Raw genomic sequence first — 16,930 nt, forward strand, 5'->3', positions numbered from 1 at the left:
TAATTTCCGGCGCAAAATGAAGCAAAAGCTCCGCAGGTTCAATGCGGTTGGTGAGGATTGAGGCAACCGCATATGACCCGGCGATCAACAGACGCGATATTTCAGCAATTACCCCCTATTCCCGACGACAAACCTGTCCTGATTGCAGGGCCGACGGCATCCGGGAAATCAGCACTGGCGCTGGAGATCGCCGAACGGCATGGCGGGGTCGTCGTCAATGCAGACGCAAGTCAGGTCTATGACTGCTGGCGAGTGATCTCGGCCCGACCATCTGTCGAAGAAGAAACACGCGTGCCGCATCTGCTCTATGGTCACATCGCCTATGATCAGGACTATTCTGCCGGTCACTGGCTGCGAGAAGTGGTGCCACTGCTAACCGGGGGCCAGCGGCCAATCATTGTCGGCGGGACAGGATTGTATTTCTCGGCCCTGACCGAAGGCATGGCCGAAATTCCTGCGACCCCAGCGCAGGTGCGGGCCGAAGCAGACTTGCTGACCGTTGCCGAGCTGGTCGCCGGGGTCGACGAACAGACACTGTCTGGCCTGGATATGCAGAACCGCGCGCGCGTGCAGCGCGCTTGGGAAGTGCAGCGCGCCACTGGTCGCAGCCTGTTATCTTGGCAGGTCGATACGCCACCGCCAATTTTACGGCTGGATGATGCGGTTCCTATCGTTTTTGACGTCGACAAAACGTGGCTTCTGGATCGGATTGAACGCCGTTTTGATCAGATGCTGGAGCTGGGCGCAATCGACGAAGTACGCGCCATGCGGGATCGTTTCGACCCCGCTCTTCCCGCCTGCAAAGCCATTGGTGTGCCAGAGCTTATGGCCTATCTGGATGGAACACTGACTTTGGATCAGGCCCGTGAACGGGCCACAATCTCGACCCGGCAATTTGCCAAACGTCAACGCACGTGGTTTCGGGCAAGAATGAAAACATGGAATCACGTCGATTTCTCAAAGTGATATCTGGTGTTGTTCATTCCGCTGGATTTGATAGCGAAAGCAATTTGATCAACAGATAAAGAAGAAGTTTCTCGTCTTTTATCAGTAATTTGACATCGAAATTCCGCAAGAGGCTCCCCCTGCGGTGTGTCATATAGGTATATCCCTATCGAAATATCAACAATGCGGTAACGTCGTTTTTGTGCATTTTATGTCGATTCCGAACGTTGACGTTGAGTGATTTCTGGTGCCGAATGGCGGCATGGGGATGCACAGAGTCCAAAAACCGGAATCCTTCTTTCTTTCGACCGGACAAGCCCGCGTCGCTTAGAACAAGAACAAATCAACAAAATCAATGTCACAGGGAGACATTTATGACCAATACGGCAATCACCAACGACAAGGTGCACTGGGCGGCCGAGATGCACGCGCAGGAATACCGTGACGGCAAGCTTAGCCGCCGGGAATTTCTGGTCCGCGCGACGGCGCTGGGTGTCGCTGTACCGACGGCCTATGGTTTGATCGGTCTGCAATCGCCTGCGGCGGCACAAGAGCCGCAGCGCGGTGGTACCATCCGCTACCAGATGGAAGTGCGCGCGCTCAAAGATCCGCGAACCTATGACTGGACGCAAATTGCCACTTTCACAGCAGGCTGGCTGGAGTACCTAGTTGAATACAACAACGACGGCTCGTTCAAGCCAATGCTGCTGGAAAGCTGGGAAGCCAACGCCGACGCCACCGAATACACATTGAACGTTCGCAAGGGCGTAAAGTGGAACAATGGCGATGACTTCACAGCCGAAGACGTGGCCCGCAACATCGAAGGATGGTGTGACGCTGGTCTGGAAGGCAACTCGATGGCATCGCGTATGGCGTCGCTTATCGACGAAAGCACTCAGAAAGCTGCGGACGGCGCAATCACCGTTGTCGACTCCCATACTGTCAAACTGAAGTGCAACGCGCCTGACATCACGATCATCCCGGGCATGGCGGACTATCCCGCCGCAATCGTTCATAGCAGCTTCGATGCGAACGACATGCTTTCAAACCCGGTCGGCACAGGTTTCATGCTGCCTGACAGCCACGAAGTTGGCGTTAAAGGCGTGCTGGTGCGCAACGAAGGCTTCGACTGGTGGGGATATGAGGCCGGAAAAGGCGGCTATATCGACCGCATCGAGTTCATCGACTACGGCACTGACCCGGCTGCATTCCTTGCGGCTTATGAGGCCGAAGAGATCGACATGAACTGGGAATCTGTTGGCGAATTCGTCGACATCTTCGACGGAATTGGGCTTGTGCGCTCGGAAATCCCGTCGGGCTTCACCATCGTTATCCGCCCGAACCAGTTGGCCGAAGACGAAAACGGCAACAAGATCTACGGCGACAAGCGCGTTCGTCAGGCTTTGGCCATGGCGGTGGACAACGAAGTGTGCCTGGAGCTGGGCATGTCAGGCTACGGCATTCCGGCTGACAACTGCCATGTCGGGCCGATGCACCCCGAACATGACTCGGCCGTGACTCGCATCCCGTACGATCCTGCCGGGGCGAAAGCCCTGATGGATGAAGCGGGTATGGGTGACTTTGAGCACGAAGTTCAATCGATCGACGATGACTGGCGCCGTAACACTACGGCAGCGGTTGTAGCGCAACTGAACGACGCGGGTATCAAGGCCAAGCATACAGTTCTGCCGGGATCGACCTTCTGGAACGACTGGACGAAATACGCCTTCTCGTCGACGAACTGGAACCACCGCCCATTGGGTACGCAGGTTCTGGCGCTGGCCTACAAGTCAGGCGTTGCCTGGAATGAATCAGGTTTCGCCAATGCAGAGTTCGACGCCCTGCTGTCCGAAGCGAACTCGATCGCAGATGTCGACAAACGTCGTGAAGTGATGGCCAAACTGCAGGGGATCATGATCGACGAAGGTGTCACGATCCAGCCTTATTGGCGGACAGCGATGCGCCATCACCGCGACAATTTGGTGGGTGTCGAAAAGCATATCGCAGACCTGCCGCAGCTTTATAAGTTCGGCTTTACGTCCTGAGCCAAAACGCAAAAGGCCGCGCCACCCTGGCGCGGCCTCTTCGTCCTGAATGCGACGAACAAATAATAACAGCTAAGCGTGGCGTTCCATGAAACCCGCGCTAGCCGACCCACAGGGGCAAATATGGGACTTTTCATTCTAAGGCGCGTTGGCATCATGCTGTTGACGGCATTGTGTCTGACATTCCTGGTTTTCTTCTTGACCAACCTCTATCCGAATCTCGAGAAGCTGGCGAAAACGCAGGGCAACTTTCGGATGTCGGATGAACAGGTTGAGAGCTACCTGAGCAAAAATGGTTACCTCCAATCCACTCCGATAAAATACGGCGAATGGCTGGGTGTCCTACCATCTTATCGGTACACGAATGAAGACGGAACCGTTCAGGGAAGATGCATCCTGCCGGGCAAAACCGCCGAAGAATCTCCGAATTTTTGCGGAATCCTGCAAGGGTATTGGGGCTATTCGACTGTCTTCAAAGAAGAGGTTTCGACCGTTGTTGGCAACAGATTGGCTCTGACTGGCCGTCTGATGCTCTGGGTCATGCTGCTGATGGTTCCGTCTGCGTTGATCCTTGGTGTTTTGGCAGGAATGAAAGAAGGATCTGCCACCGACAGGACGCTGTCGACCTTCGCCATCACAACGACGGCGACACCGGAATACGTCTCGGGCGTGATCTTTATCGCCATCTTCACCTCTTCTGCAGTTGGATTGAAGTGGTTCAAGGGTACGGCCACGCAAGCGATGGAGAACCCGACCTTTGAAAACTTCTTCCTGCCGGTCCTGACCATTGCGCTTTATGGGATGGGCTATATTGCACGGATGACCCGCGCCTCGATGACCGAAGTGATGACGGCGCAATATATCCGCACCGCGCGCCTGAAGGGTGTTTCGTTCCCGAATATCGTCATGAAGCATGCGTTGCGTAACGCGCTGATCGCACCGTTCACCGTCATCATGCTGCAGTTCCCCTGGCTGCTGAATGGTGTAGTGATCGTCGAGACCCTGTTCAACTACAAGGGCTTCGGCTGGGCGCTGGTTCAGGCCGCGGGCAATAACGACATTCAGCTGTTGCTGGCGATTTCGGTCGTGTCGGTCTTTGTGGTGCTGGTGACCCAGCTGATTTCGGATATCGGCTATGTCTACCTCAACCCGCGCATCCGCATTTCTTAAGGAGGGTTAGATCATGGAACCACTTACCTGGACCGGCTCTATCGCCTTCCTGAACCCGCTTTTTGCCCTTGGCCTTGCGCTAATGCTCTTGTCAATTGCCGTCTGGATGCTGGCCAGCATCGTGCTGCCCGAAGACCAGATGACGGTGAACCCGGACGGTACGTTAAGCTCAAGCTCGGGCCTGCGAACACTGATACAACTTGCACTGCGCTACAGTTTCTTGGCCAGTGTCGGAATCGCACTCGCCTATATCGTACTGGGCGTACTAATGGGCACCAGCGCCGGGATTATTGGCGCCATGTCCCAGCAGTTTTTGCCCGTCTGGGTGTCGTTGATCATCCTTTATGCCATGTCGATCGCTTTCAAACGCAAGCTTGGCCTCTACGGCAAACTGTTTGACAGTCCCATCGGCATGATTGGCTTTGGCCTTGTGATGTTCTGGGTTTTCACCGGGGTATTCGGCGCGATGGATTTGATCGTCACGCATGACCCGCTGTCGCAGGTTTCGGGCATGAAGAACAAAGTGCCAGGTACGCCACTGTCCAATCTGGAGGACGGTCAATACGCCTGGTATCTGCTGGGTGGCGACAATCTGGCCCGCGATGTGTTCAGCCGCATGGTCAAAGGGGCATGGATTGTTGTTCAGATCGCCCCGCTTGCCACGATGTTTGCCTTCATGGTTGGCATCACGCTGGGTCTTCCGGCAGGCTATTATGGTGGTCGGCTGGATACTTTGCTGTCGTTCCTTGCGAACCTGATCCTGGCCTTCCCGGTGATCCTGCTGTTCTATCTGCTGGTCACGCCCGAGATCGTTGCGACCGGTGTACCGAACTATATGGCGGCCGTCTTGTTCGTATTCCCGATCATCTTCCTAGGTGTGCTGCTGAACTCACGCTACTATACCAGACCGAACTTCCGAACACCGCTGCTGATCGGAGTTTTGGGGGTAGCGGGTTGGTTCTACCTGTCTCTGATTTCGACCGGTGGCTACATCATCAATACCGACGCCTATCGTATCTGGGGGCTGCCGACCTATCTGGATCTGTTCGATATTCCAGGCGGTATTCTGGTGGTCTTTGTCTCGGTGGTCTTTGTGAATTCGCCGACCGTGTTCCGCATCGTGCGCGGACTGGCGCTGGACATCAAAACACGGGACTACGTGGCGGCAGCACAAACCCGTGGCGAAGGTCCGTGGTACATCATGTTGTGGGAAATCCTACCCAACGCGCGCGGCCCGCTGATCGTCGATTTCTGTCTGCGTATTGGCTATACCACCATCCTACTGGGAACCTTAGGTTTCTTTGGTCTGGGCCTGCCACCTGAAAGCCCTGACTGGGGTTCGACGATCAACGAGGGGCGCAAGCTTTTGTCGATCTACCTGCACCCTGCTCTGCCACCCGCGCTGGCCTTGTTGACGCTGGTTCTGGGTCTGAACCTGCTGGCCGACGGGTTGCGCGAAGAAAGTCTGAAAGACTGATGTGAAAGCGACCGGGGGCCAGCCCCCCGGACCCCCCGAGATATTTTTAGCCAGATGAAGAGGATCCCCTCGATCTGGCGAGGAGATACAAGATGAGCAAGATGGCGGATTATGACGGCCCGATCCTTGAGATCGACAAGCTGTCGATTTCCTTCTTTACCCGCCTGCGGGAAATTCCGGCCGTGATGGATTTCTCTGTCAGTGTGCAACCCGGTGAAGCTGTTGGTCTGGTCGGTGAATCCGGTTGCGGCAAATCCACGGTGGCGCTGGGTGTCATGCAGGACCTTGGCAAAAACGGTCGCATCGTTGGTGGTACGATCAAGTTCAAGGGTCGTGATCTGGCGGAAATGAGTTCAGACGAATTGCGCGACATACGCGGCAATGAGATCGCGATGATCTATCAGGAGCCGATGGCCTCACTGAACCCGGCAATGAAGATCGGTAAGCAGCTGATGGAAGTGCCCATGATTCACGAGGGCGTCAGCGCGGAAGAAGCGTATTCGCGCGCGCTGGAAGTTGTCACCGATGTGCGCTTGCCGGACCCCGAGCGAATGCTCAACTCGTTCCCGCACCAGCTGTCAGGCGGTCAACAGCAGCGCATCGTGATCGCGATGGCCTTGATGTCGAAACCGGCGCTGCTGATCCTTGACGAACCAACAACGGCACTTGACGTGACGGTTGAGGCTGCCGTGGTCGAGCTGGTGAAGGATCTGGGCAAGAAATACGGCACCTCGATGCTGTTCATTTCGCACAACCTCGGGCTGGTTCTGGAAACCTGTGACCGGCTTTGCGTGATGTATTCGGGTGAGGCGGTCGAGCGCGGCTCGATCAAGGATGTGTTTGACGAGATGCAGCATCCTTACACGCAGGCCCTGTTCCGGTCGATCCCGCTGCCGGGGGCCGACAAGAATTCGCGTCCGCTGGTGGCTATACCGGGGAACTTTCCCCTACCCCATGAGCGGCCCCCTGGTTGTAACTTCGGTCCGCGCTGCGACTATTTCGAAGAAGGTCGCTGTGACGCCAAGGACATCCTGATGGAGGCGGTGCCCGGAAATGACCGGCACCATACCCGTTGCCTTAAATTCAAAGAGATTGACTGGAACGCACCAATCACGGTGGGTGAACAGAAAGAGAAAGGTGAGATCGGCAGGGTCGTTCTGAAGATGGACAACCTCAAGAAATACTATGAGGTTGCAGCAAATGCCCTGTTCGGCGGTGGCGAAAAGAAGGTTGTGAAGGCAAACGAAACGCTCAGTTTCGAGGCGCATGAATCCGAGACATTGGCCATTGTGGGCGAATCCGGTTGCGGCAAGTCCACCTTTGCCAAAGTTCTCATGGGTCTTGAGACGGCCACGGACGGGCAGATTCTTCTGGACAACCGCAATATCGAACAGGTGCCCATAGAAGAGCGCGACGCAAAGACCGTTGGTGAAGTTCAGATGGTGTTTCAGAACCCGTTCGACACGCTGAACCCGTCGATGACCGTTGGGCGCCAGATCATCCGGGCATTGGAAATCTTCGGTGTTGGCAATTCCGAGGCCGAGCGCAAGAAGCGGATGCTGGAGCTGCTGGATCTGGTAAAACTGCCGCGCGCCTTTGCCGACAGAATGCCGCGTCAGCTGTCGGGTGGCCAGAAGCAGCGCGTAGGTATCGCGCGCGCCTTTGCCGGCGATGCGCGCATTGTGGTAGCCGACGAGCCCGTATCGGCACTGGACGTTTCGGTGCAAGCTGCGGTGACCGACCTGCTGATGGAAATTCAGCGCGAGCACAAAACCACGTTGCTGTTCATCAGCCATGACCTTTCCATCGTGCGATACCTCAGCGACCGAGTGATGGTGATGTATCTGGGCCACGTGGTCGAGCTGGGCACAACTGATCAGGTTTTTGCCCCCCCCTACCACCCTTATACCGAAGCGCTTCTGAGTGCTGTTCCCATCGCCGATACATCGGTCGAAAAGCAGCACATCGTACTGGAAGGTGATATTCCTTCAGCCATGAACCCGCCACCGGGATGCCCGTTCCAGACACGGTGTCGCTGGAAATCCGAAGTGCCTGACGGCCGCTGCGAGTCACATGTGCCACCGGTGCAGACATTGGCCGAGGGTCATCAGGTGAAGTGCCACTTGTCCGAAGAGGTGCTGGCACGGATGCAACCCGTGATCAAAGTCGCGGCCGAGTAGGTTTGCGGATCTTCACTGGAAAGGGCCGGTCGTTGACCGGCCCTTTCTGTGAGCGCCGCGTTTCACGAGGAAACTGGCGGCGCCTGTGAGTGGTGGTTCCCTGTAAGACTCTCAGCCGGTCATGACATTGTTGCCGAAATGCATGAACTCCTGGTTCATACCAGCAATCTCTCCGGCCTCCAGTTTCAGGCTGGAACTGTCAAGCATCTGATAGCTTTGCTGTCCCTTTACCCACTCGTCTGCTGATTGCAGCGTGGTCAGCGTATAAGACGTGACTTCGTTCAGGTAATGAGTTGGGATAATGATCTTGGGCTTTAGCTTGGCCACGATGTCATTACCCTGATCGAAACTCAGGATATGTTGCGACCCGTCTACCGGAAGGGTCAGAACATCGACCTGTCCGACGGCGTCCCAAAACTCCTGAGGCGGATTGTGGCGATTATCACCCCAGATCAGCGTACGAATGCCGCCTGTTTCCACCAGATAGACCACCATATCCATATGACCCACATTGTTCGGTGGGCAGGCTTCGACCCCAAACTCGGCCAGTGCATTGGTCCAGTTGTACCACCCCGGCGCCACGCAGGCATGTTTATCTGCAAAACCGGTGATCTTGATATCGGCGAACTCGAAATTGCCCACCATCCTGTCCAGCACCATGGTCGAGCTTGGTCGTTCGATCGCGTCGTGATCGAAATGCGCATGTGTCGACAAGGTAATGTCCACCGGGATCTGGGGGAATTCATTGCGGAACCAAAGCCCCCACGCGCCCGACGGGTCATCACGCCAGGGGTCGAACAGGACCGTTGCGCCGTTGGGCGAGGTGATCTTTATGGCGCAATGGCCATAATAGTCGATACCGACAACTCCGGCACTGGCCTGACCCGTCGATCCCTGCAGGTCGATCACGTGGTTATTGTTTCCTGGCTGCAACCAGGCTTGCGATTGCGCCTCGGCCGGTTTTGCCCCCAGCACTGAAGCTGTCGCGCCAACACCGGCAGCACCTGCCGCCATGAAAAATGACCGCCGAGACAGCCCCGGTGCCAGATGATCCCTGTCCCCTTTCAGGATGGTCGGTTTCAGATCCTTGCGATCCATATCTTTGTACCTCTCTGTTGGACGTGCGCCGTTTTTCCGCACCTCAACCCAGAGGGTAACAAGCCAAAGCACATCGGCTCAGACCGAAAAAATGGGGGTGAAATATGGGGGCAATCCCCATATTCGGCATTCACGAAATCGAGAGCAAATGACTGCGCAGGTTTTGATCCCGTCCCTCAAGTCCTAGTTTTCGACGAATGTTGTTGCGGTGAAAATCGATTGTCGACGTCTCTCGGGACAGGGCCTTGGCAATGTCCTTTGTGGTTTTCCCAAACATGACCATCTGTGCAATTTCCATTTCGGTCGGGGTCATTGCCGCGAAGGCATCCGTCAACTTGTCAGACAGCGAAGATGTGATCTCGTTCAGGTTCTTTTCGGCCAGCTCAAGATAGACAAATTGCGCCTCGTCGCCGGAAAGCTGCGCCCGAACCTTTTCAAGATACGGCAAAACTCTGCTTCGAACCTGCTCGACGATTTCGTGATCCCGGTTCTTGCGGTCATCGTCGAGACTTGAGAGCAATACGCGCAACGCTGTGTTCGTCTCCTGCAACTCTCGGGTTCGATCCGAAACACGCGTTTCAAGCTGGGCAAGTGTTTCGTTCAGTTTCTCCTCCAACGCGCGTCTCAGATAAACCTCTTGCAACAAAGCCAAATCCGACTCGACCATGCGCGCGAACTGCGCCAGCCCCTCTCGGAACAACAAGGCCCGCCGGTTCTGTTTACGGTCCAGAACACAGATTGTGCCAAACACCGAGCCATCGGGCCATTTCAGCGGTAAGCCGATGTAAAAGGTCATTCCGTGTTCCAGGTCGTCGTTGTCCGCCCAAACCGGATCACATTTGGCGTCCTCGACCACCAATTCTCCGTCACGCTCCAGAACACCCTGGCAATATAGCTTGGGGTTCAACTGGAAACTCAGACCGACCGGATATGGATTCTCGGGGTGATCGGATGTGATCAAAACCGCATGATCCGGCGCGTCGGTTTTCATGATCAGGCTTGCGGGCACGTCGGCCAGTTCTGCGACCAGATCAACAAGTTGCTGCCAGTTTGCCAGCGTTTCTTTGGGAATCTGCGGGTGATCAGCAGGCATAAGGGGCCTCACCAGTTATTGGGCGATACCCTGTCAGGTTAGTTGGAGGCGTTACACTGAATCAAGAATACGACACTCTGCGGCGCAGCATCGGTTTCAGCCGCCCCAGATAATCTTTACGTAGTTCTGGGTTTCCTTGTACGGCGGGATACCACCATGCTTTTCAACTGCATCAGGCCCCGCGTTATAGGCCGCCAGCGCTAAAGGCCACGATTTGAACTTGCGGTACTGCCAGGACAGATATCTAGCACCGCCTTCGAGGTTCTGCTTGGGATCATGCGGGTTTACGCCCAAAAGCTCAGCCGTTTGTGGCATAAGTTGCGCCAATCCCAACGCACCTTTATGTGACTTCGCCTGAGGGTTCCATCCACTTTCCTGCTGCACGAGACGCAAGAACAGATCTTCAGGGATGTTGTGAAGGCGGGCAACACGCCGCGCGATTTCCAGATACTCTCCGCGATATTTTCCTGAATATCGTTTGCTGACCTGATCGCGCGTTGTTTTGGGTTTCAGCCGGGCCGAGTCGCGGTACTGGGTTGCCGCACGAGAATCCAGAACCTTCGCCTGTTTCAGGAAAATATCCTTGCGGCTTTTGCTGGACAATGTTTGTGCCTGCACCGGCGCAACGGCCAATACAAGGCAGGCAACGGAAAACCCAGCAACCCAAGAACGCATCTTTGCTTATCCTGCTCGATCAAAACCAGTGGGAGTATAGGTATTCCCGCAAAAAATGAAAGCTTGGTAAATAGTACAGTAAGACTCTTGTTCGACAGTGTTGTATCAACTGTTTTCAACCATGATGCAGGCCGTATAGGGTCTCACGAAACTCATTGCGCCAGATTCGGCGCATTTACGCAGAACAGAACGAGGATTTACATGGCGGGTTCAGTCAACAAGGTCATTCTGGTGGGAAATCTTGGCCGCGACCCCGAAGTCCGGTCGTTCCAGAACGGTGGCAAAGTGTGCAACCTGCGCATTGCCACCTCGGAAAACTGGAAAGACCGCAACACGGGTGAACGTCGTGAACGGACAGAGTGGCATTCGGTTGCCATCTTCTCGGAACCGCTGGCCCGCATCGCCGAGCAATATCTGCGCAAGGGCAGCAAGGTTTATATCGAAGGCCAGCTGGAAACCCGCAAATGGCAGGATCAGTCCGGTCAGGATCGTTATACGACCGAGGTTGTCTTGCGCCCCTATCGCGGGGAACTGACCCTGTTGGACGGTCGTAGTGAAGGCGGTGGCGGCAGCGGCGGCGGTTATGGTGGCGGCCAGGCCGGTGGCGGTTACGGTGACCCCTATGGCGGTCCATCCAGCTCTCCGGCGCCCGCATCGGGCGGAATCGACGACGACGAGATTCCGTTCTAAGTAAAACGGAGAAACAACATGACATGGTCCTTCTCTCTCGGCCGATTGCTCGGGTCCGAACTGAGGGTCCATGTCACCTTTTTTCTGCTGCTCGCTTGGGTCGGTTTTGCCGCTTTCTCAGCCGGTGGAATGCCAGCCGCGATTGAGAACCTTCTCTTTGTTCTGGCGCTGTTTGCCTGCGTTGTCGCGCATGAGTTCGGTCACGCCCTTATGGCGCGGAGCTATGGCATCAAAACCCCCGACATCACCCTTCTGCCCATCGGCGGCCTGGCCCGGCTTGAGAGAATGCCGGAAAAACCGATGCAAGAGGTTCTGGTGGCGCTTGCGGGCCCGGCAGTGAATATCGCTATCTTCATTGGCCTTGCCGTGCTTGGCGCAGGGATGCCGCTTGAGACCCTCGCGCAATTGGAGTCACCAAATGTGAGGATTGTGGACAAGCTGGCCTATATCAATCTGCTCTTGGCCATCTTCAACTTGATCCCGGCATTCCCAATGGACGGAGGCCGCGTCTTTCGCGCCCTACTGTGTTTACGCATGAATCGTGTCAAAGCCACCCGAATTGCAGCCGTTGGTGGCCAGGTTGTCGCCATCGGGTTTGGATTTCTAGGGCTGAGCTCCGGCAATCCAATTCTGGTATTGATCGCCGTATTTGTGTTCTTTGCAGCCAATGCAGAAAGCCAGGAAGTCGCTTTGCGATCTGCGGTTCGTCGTGTTCTGGCCCGTGACGCGATGATCACTGAGTTTCACGCACTTTCTCCCAGTGATACGCTGAGCACAGCGGCACAAGCCGTCATTCACACCACTCAGCACGAGTTTCCGGTACTGGACTCAAATCATACTTTGCTGGGTTTTGTGACACGCGATCACCTGTTCACTGCCCTGGCAAGCGACCAGCCCAGAACTGCGCCCGCGACCTCGATCATGGATGCCAACGTTCCCGCAGTCTTGCTGACAACCGGCCTTGAGGACGTGCTGGAACACCTGCACAATGGGGCGCCAGCCATTGCAGTTCTGACCCATGGCGGTCACATGATCGGTTACATAACCCGCGAAAACATTGGCGAGCTGATGGTTATTCAGGGCCGTTAATTCCCTGCGTCACACCGGGGCCAGCGCGTCCGACAGAACCGACAAGACCGCATCCTTCGGCACATCCGAGGTCACAAAAGCCTGACCAATTCCGCGGGCCAGGATAAACCGCAGCTGGCCGTCCACAACCTTTTTGTCCTGCCCCATCAGATCCACCAGCGCCTCGGCACTTGGCAAGTCACCGGGAATATCAGCCAGGTCCGTTTTCATGCCCATCGCCCGCAGATGCGCGCGTACCCGGCTTGGGTCTTCTTGCGAACACAGGCCAAGGCGGGACGAAAGCTCGAACGCAAGTGCACAGCCGATGGCCACGCCCTCGCCATGCAAAAGACGGTCGGAATAACCTGTGGCGGCCTCCAAGGCATGGCAGAAGGTGTGCCCCAGATTCAGCAGGGCGCGGTCACCTTGTTCGGTTTCATCCCGAGCCACAATATCGGCTTTCATCTGAACCGAGCGGGTTACCGCACGCACACGTGCGGCCATGTCGCCCGAGGAGACGCTTTGCCCGTTCACCTCAAGCCATTCAAAGAATTCCGCATCCCCAAGCAAGCCGTATTTCACCACCTCGCCATACCCTGAAAGAAAGTCCCTCTGGGTCATGGACTGCAACACAGATGTATCTGCCAGAACCAGCGATGGCTGATGAAAAGCGCCGATCAGGTTCTTCCCCTGAGGGGCGTTGATCCCTGTTTTCCCCCCGACAGAGCTGTCGACCTGCGCCAGCAAAGACGTGGGGATTTGCACGAACCGAACGCCTCGGCGCAGGACGGCCGCGGCAAAGCCTGCAAGATCACCAATTACCCCGCCACCAAGGGCCACAACAACGTCCCTGCGTTCAACCTTTTCTGCCAACAGCCACTCAACCGCGCGTTCGAAATGAGGCCAGCTTTTGGTCGCTTCGCCGGCGGGCAAGGCCAGCGCGGACATTTCGATCCCGGCGACTTTCAAACCCGCACGTAGCGAGTCCAGATGCAGATCAGCGACATTTTCATCTGTCAGGACGGCCACCTTGGGGCGCGCCAATAGCGGTGCAATCCAATTGCCCGCGCGCGCCAGAAGATCCGGACCGATCTCAACGTCATACGACCGGTCCCCAAGTTCAACGTGTACTGTTTGATGCATTATCTGATTTCCAAAACATCAGGGCGCGCCAACAAGGCGTCGACAACCCGGTCCACCATATTCTCGATCGACGTTTCGCCATCCGAATCCACGATCAAATCTGCCTCGGCGTAAACCGGAACACGCGCCTCGTAGAGGGCTTTCAATGTCGCATACGGATCAACGGTGCGCAGCAGTGGGCGCGTGTCCTTGTGGCGAACTCGGCTCCACAGAACTTTCAGGTCTGCCCGCAGCCAGACCGACGCACCCCGCATGGTGATCATACGCCGGTTGTCAGGCTGAAGAAACGCCCCGCCACCCGTTGAAAGTACGCCTTTTTTGTCATCCAGCAGGCGGCTGATAACCTGTGATTCTTTGGTGCGAAAAAAAGGTTCCCCGTCCCGCTCAAAGATTTCGGGGATGGTCATGTTCGCAGCTGATTCGATTTCGGCATCGCTGTCCAGAAAGGGAACACCCAGTCGAGCGGCCAAAGCACGACCCACGGCTGACTTTCCGGCCCCCATCATACCGACCAGAACCACGGTTTTGTGCAGATCAAACCGGGTCTGCGCGTCCGCTGAGTGCGTGTTATGCTTAATTTCGCTCATTTCACCGTGAATGACGTGATCTTGGGAAAAATGCCAGTTATAACTTGGTCAAAATCAAAAATTGAGGCAGCGTGACGCCATGAGCCGTCTGATCAAATTCCTGATATATGTTCTGTGCCTGGCATTCATCGGGCTGGTCGCCTATGCCTATGTCGGTCCATTCTTTGGTGCGGATTTCTCTGCGCCTCAAAGTGAAATTCGCGAGCCGGTTGCACTGGATGTCAACTAAGCAACTGCTTTTGGCAATCACACTGGCCGGGTCGGCACATGCGCAGGAACCTTTATCCGCCATCGAATGGCTGACAGACCCGCCGGAAAACCTGCCGGGAACCGTTCTGCTGGAACCACCGGTTACGCAAGATGGCGCATTGCCGGAAATTGAGGTGACTTCGCTTGAGGCACTGTCGCAGCCGCTGGGCCTTGTTTCGTCCTCTGTCACCGGTCTGCCCGTCGACCTTTGGCAGGGCAGCGATGCGGATCGCCTGGCCGAACTGATCGCCGACGTCCACGTGCGTGACAACCCGGCCATGCAGCGATTGTTGTTCACGCTGCTCTTGTCTGAAACCCGCGCGCCGTCAGGGCCTCTGGCCGAAGAAATCCTTTTGCTTGCACGGCTGGACCGATTGATGCAACTGGGCGCTGCTGATCCGGCGCAGTCGCTTGTTCAATTGGCCGGGCCCACTGACACGCAGGACCGTTTCAAGCGCTGGTTCGATGCGACGCTCTTGACCGGGGATGAGGATCGTAGCTGTACCGCCCTTATTGCTGAACCGCATCTTTCGCGGGACTATGCGGCTCAGATCTTCTGCAAGGCCCGCCGCGGGGATTGGGTTTCAGCCGCGCTGACACTTGAGGCAGCGCATGCGCTTGAAATCCTTCCACCAGAGGATCTGGCGGTTCTGGACCGTTTCCTCAGCCCGGAACTGTATGAAGGCGCAGCTTACCTGCCGCAGCCGGAAAACCCTGATCCCCTGACGTTCCGTTTGTTTGAGGCAATTGGCGAACGGCTTCCCTCCGCTCCGCTGCCACGGGCGTTTGCCAATGCGGATCTGCGCGATGTCGCAGGTTGGAAGGCACAGATTGAAGCAGCGGAGCGGCTGACCCGAATTGGCGCATTAACCCCCAATCAGCTGCTGGGTCTTTATACTGAGCGTGATCCGGCAGCCTCAGGTGCTGTCTGGGACCGGGTTGCTGCCGTTCAGCGATTTGAAAGCGCGTTGGACACCGGGAACGCGGAAGCGATAGGAAAGACTTTGCAGCCGGTCTGGCAACAGATGCGTGGTGTCGGGCTTGAGGTTCCGTTTGCCGAACTGTTCGCCGAGCGCTTGTCATCTGTCACATTGCCGGTTGCCACCACCGAAAGCCTGCGCTGGCGTATTCTGATGCTGTCCGGGCTTTACGAACAGGCCGCCTTGTCAACACCTGACACATCCAACGACACCCAGTTTCTTGCCGCTTTGGCACAAGGCGACCCCGGGCGCGCGGTGTCCCCGTCCCCTTTGGCTGATGCCGTCGCTCAGGGGTTTGAATGGGCAGCGCCTGTGCCAGGCGACATTGATGCGTTGCTGGCCAACGGTCAATTGGGCGAAGCCATTATTGAAGCCATGCAATTGTTTGCACATGGCGCGCGGGGCAATCTGGTGGATATGACAGCGGCAATTGCAACATTCCGGCGCGTTGGGCTGGAGGACACCGCGCGACGTGCGGCCCTGTCCCTTTTGATCCTGCAAGAGCGTTGATCATGGGCTCTCCGGCGTCAGATGCACTGTGGATTTCAACGTTCTTGCAGGCGCAGGCGGCAGAGCTTGGCGCTGCGACCAATACGCTGCTGGCCTATGGGCGCGACCTGAAAGATTTTACCGAATGGCTGGACCGCAAGAAATCCGGATTTGATCAGGCAGATCGCGACCTGATCGAAGCCTACCTGATCGACTGCGATGCACAGGGCTTGTCACGTTCGACCCGCGCGCGGCGTTTGTCTGCTATCAAACAGCTGTACCGGTTTGCCTTCGAGGAAGGCTGGCGCGCGACCAATCCTGCCATTCAGATCAAAGGTCCCGGCCGGCAGAAACGGCTGCCCAAGACGCTGGATGTGCCCGAAGTTGATCGTTTGCTGGAGGCTGCCCGAAAAACCGGGAGAACCGAATCTGACAGGCTAAGAAACACCTGCCTGATGGAGGTTTTGTACGCCACCGGAATGCGGGTGACTGAACTTGTCTCCCTGCCCGTCTCCTCGGCCCGTGGCGACCCCCGGATGCTACTGGTGCTGGGAAAAGGGGGTAAGGAGCGAATGGTCCCCCTGTCGCCGCCGGCCCGGGATGCTTTGGCCGCGTGGCTGACCGCTCGGGACGAGGCCGAGGACCTGGCCGCGGAAAAAGGCGCTCAGCGCTCGCGCTTTCTGTTCCCATCACGCGGAAAGTCCGGTCATCTGACACGGCACAGGTTCTTTTTGCTGGTGAAAGAGCTGGCTGTGCGCGGCGGTGTTTCTTCTGAAAAAGTCACACCACACACGCTGCGCCATGCATTCGCAACGCATCTGCTGGCCAACGGCGCTGATCTGAGATCGATCCAGACGTTATTGGGCCATGCAGACGTGGCGACGACCGAAATCTATACGCATGTTCTGGATGAACGTCTGGCGGAACTGGTGTTGCAACATCACCCGCTGAGCAAGGACCGCAATGAGGACAAGGGCTAAGACCTTGATTCAGCGGGGCGACGTCCCCATAACGGATGCAGTACACAAATCTATCAAGGAC

At 56.5% G+C, this 16,930-nt stretch carries 15 protein-coding genes; 10 read left to right on the forward strand and 5 right to left on the reverse strand.

The window, feature by feature from the left end; genetic code table 11:
- The first annotated feature begins 72 nt into the window (after positions 1-72).
- From miaA to ACR0DY_RS02755, 5 genes are all read left to right on the forward strand, one after another.
- Positions 73-966: a tRNA (adenosine(37)-N6)-dimethylallyltransferase MiaA gene (gene miaA / locus ACR0DY_RS02735; RefSeq protein WP_480481215.1), complete on the forward strand. Its 894-nt coding sequence runs from the start codon at positions 73-75 to the stop codon at positions 964-966.
- Positions 967-1,319: 353 nt separating this feature from the next.
- Entirely contained in the window at positions 1,320-2,990 is a 1,671-nt protein-coding gene (locus tag ACR0DY_RS02740) for an ABC transporter substrate-binding protein (RefSeq protein ID WP_480481217.1), read from the forward strand.
- Between the two features lie 123 nt (positions 2,991-3,113).
- Positions 3,114-4,160, forward strand: coding sequence for an ABC transporter permease (locus ACR0DY_RS02745; protein WP_209504113.1), 1,047 nt, complete (start codon positions 3,114-3,116; stop codon positions 4,158-4,160).
- Between the two features lie 13 nt (positions 4,161-4,173).
- The gene (locus ACR0DY_RS02750; protein ID WP_480481219.1) at positions 4,174-5,637 is read left to right on the forward strand and encodes an ABC transporter permease; all 1,464 of its coding nucleotides are present in this window, start codon (positions 4,174-4,176) and stop codon (positions 5,635-5,637) included.
- Positions 5,638-5,729: 92 nt separating this feature from the next.
- Positions 5,730-7,817 carry an ABC transporter ATP-binding protein gene (locus ACR0DY_RS02755; RefSeq protein ID WP_267363907.1) on the forward strand — a complete coding sequence of 696 codons (2,088 nt, stop codon included), beginning with the start codon at positions 5,730-5,732 and terminating at the stop codon, positions 7,815-7,817.
- Positions 7,818-7,928: 111 nt separating this feature from the next.
- Here the strand turns inward: ACR0DY_RS02755 and ACR0DY_RS02760 are convergent, their stop codons facing one another.
- The 3 genes from ACR0DY_RS02760 to ACR0DY_RS02770 all read right to left on the reverse strand — a co-directional run bounded on the left by ACR0DY_RS02760 (position 7,929) and on the right by ACR0DY_RS02770 (position 10,683).
- Positions 7,929-8,915 (reverse strand): MBL fold metallo-hydrolase, encoded by a 987-nt coding sequence (locus ACR0DY_RS02760; protein ID WP_480481221.1) that lies wholly within the window; start codon positions 8,913-8,915, stop codon positions 7,929-7,931.
- Between the two features lie 130 nt (positions 8,916-9,045).
- On the reverse strand, positions 9,046-10,008 hold the full coding sequence (locus ACR0DY_RS02765; protein ID WP_267363905.1) for a LuxR C-terminal-related transcriptional regulator: 963 nt from the start codon (positions 10,006-10,008) through the stop codon (positions 9,046-9,048).
- Positions 10,009-10,104: 96 nt separating this feature from the next.
- Positions 10,105-10,683: a lytic transglycosylase domain-containing protein gene (locus ACR0DY_RS02770; RefSeq protein WP_480481225.1), complete on the reverse strand. Its 579-nt coding sequence runs from the start codon at positions 10,681-10,683 to the stop codon at positions 10,105-10,107.
- Positions 10,684-10,884: 201 nt separating this feature from the next.
- On the opposite strand from ACR0DY_RS02770, the gene ssb reads away from it, so the two are divergent.
- Complete coding sequence (gene ssb, locus ACR0DY_RS02775; RefSeq protein WP_209504119.1) at positions 10,885-11,373, forward strand: single-stranded DNA-binding protein; 489 nt, start codon at positions 10,885-10,887, stop codon at positions 11,371-11,373.
- Between the two features lie 18 nt (positions 11,374-11,391).
- Complete coding sequence (locus tag ACR0DY_RS02780) at positions 11,392-12,462, forward strand: site-2 protease family protein (RefSeq protein WP_480897775.1); 1,071 nt, start codon at positions 11,392-11,394, stop codon at positions 12,460-12,462.
- A gap of 9 nt (positions 12,463-12,471) precedes the next feature.
- Here the strand turns inward: ACR0DY_RS02780 and aroB are convergent, their stop codons facing one another.
- Positions 12,472-13,584, reverse strand: coding sequence for a 3-dehydroquinate synthase (gene aroB, locus ACR0DY_RS02785; RefSeq protein WP_480545629.1), 1,113 nt, complete (start codon positions 13,582-13,584; stop codon positions 12,472-12,474).
- Positions 13,584-14,171, reverse strand: a complete 588-nt coding sequence (locus ACR0DY_RS02790) for a shikimate kinase (RefSeq protein WP_480545630.1) — start codon at positions 14,169-14,171, stop codon at positions 13,584-13,586. The genes aroB and ACR0DY_RS02790 overlap by 1 nt, the downstream gene beginning before the upstream one ends.
- Positions 14,172-14,250: 79 nt before the next feature.
- Between ACR0DY_RS02790 and ACR0DY_RS02795 the strand changes: the two genes are divergently transcribed.
- The 3 genes from ACR0DY_RS02795 to ACR0DY_RS02805 are packed head-to-tail and all read left to right on the forward strand — an operon-like array spanning position 14,251 to position 16,869.
- Positions 14,251-14,400 (forward strand): hypothetical protein, encoded by a 150-nt coding sequence (locus ACR0DY_RS02795; RefSeq protein ID WP_209504123.1) that lies wholly within the window; start codon positions 14,251-14,253, stop codon positions 14,398-14,400.
- Complete coding sequence (locus ACR0DY_RS02800; RefSeq protein ID WP_480481231.1) at positions 14,390-15,910, forward strand: hypothetical protein; 1,521 nt, start codon at positions 14,390-14,392, stop codon at positions 15,908-15,910. The genes ACR0DY_RS02795 and ACR0DY_RS02800 overlap by 11 nt, the downstream gene beginning before the upstream one ends.
- Before the next feature lie 2 nt (positions 15,911-15,912).
- Positions 15,913-16,869, forward strand: a complete 957-nt coding sequence (locus ACR0DY_RS02805) for a site-specific tyrosine recombinase XerD (protein WP_480545631.1) — start codon at positions 15,913-15,915, stop codon at positions 16,867-16,869.
- The last annotated feature ends 61 nt before the right edge of the window (positions 16,870-16,930 follow it).

This window comes from Ruegeria sp. O6, from assembly GCF_056535045.1.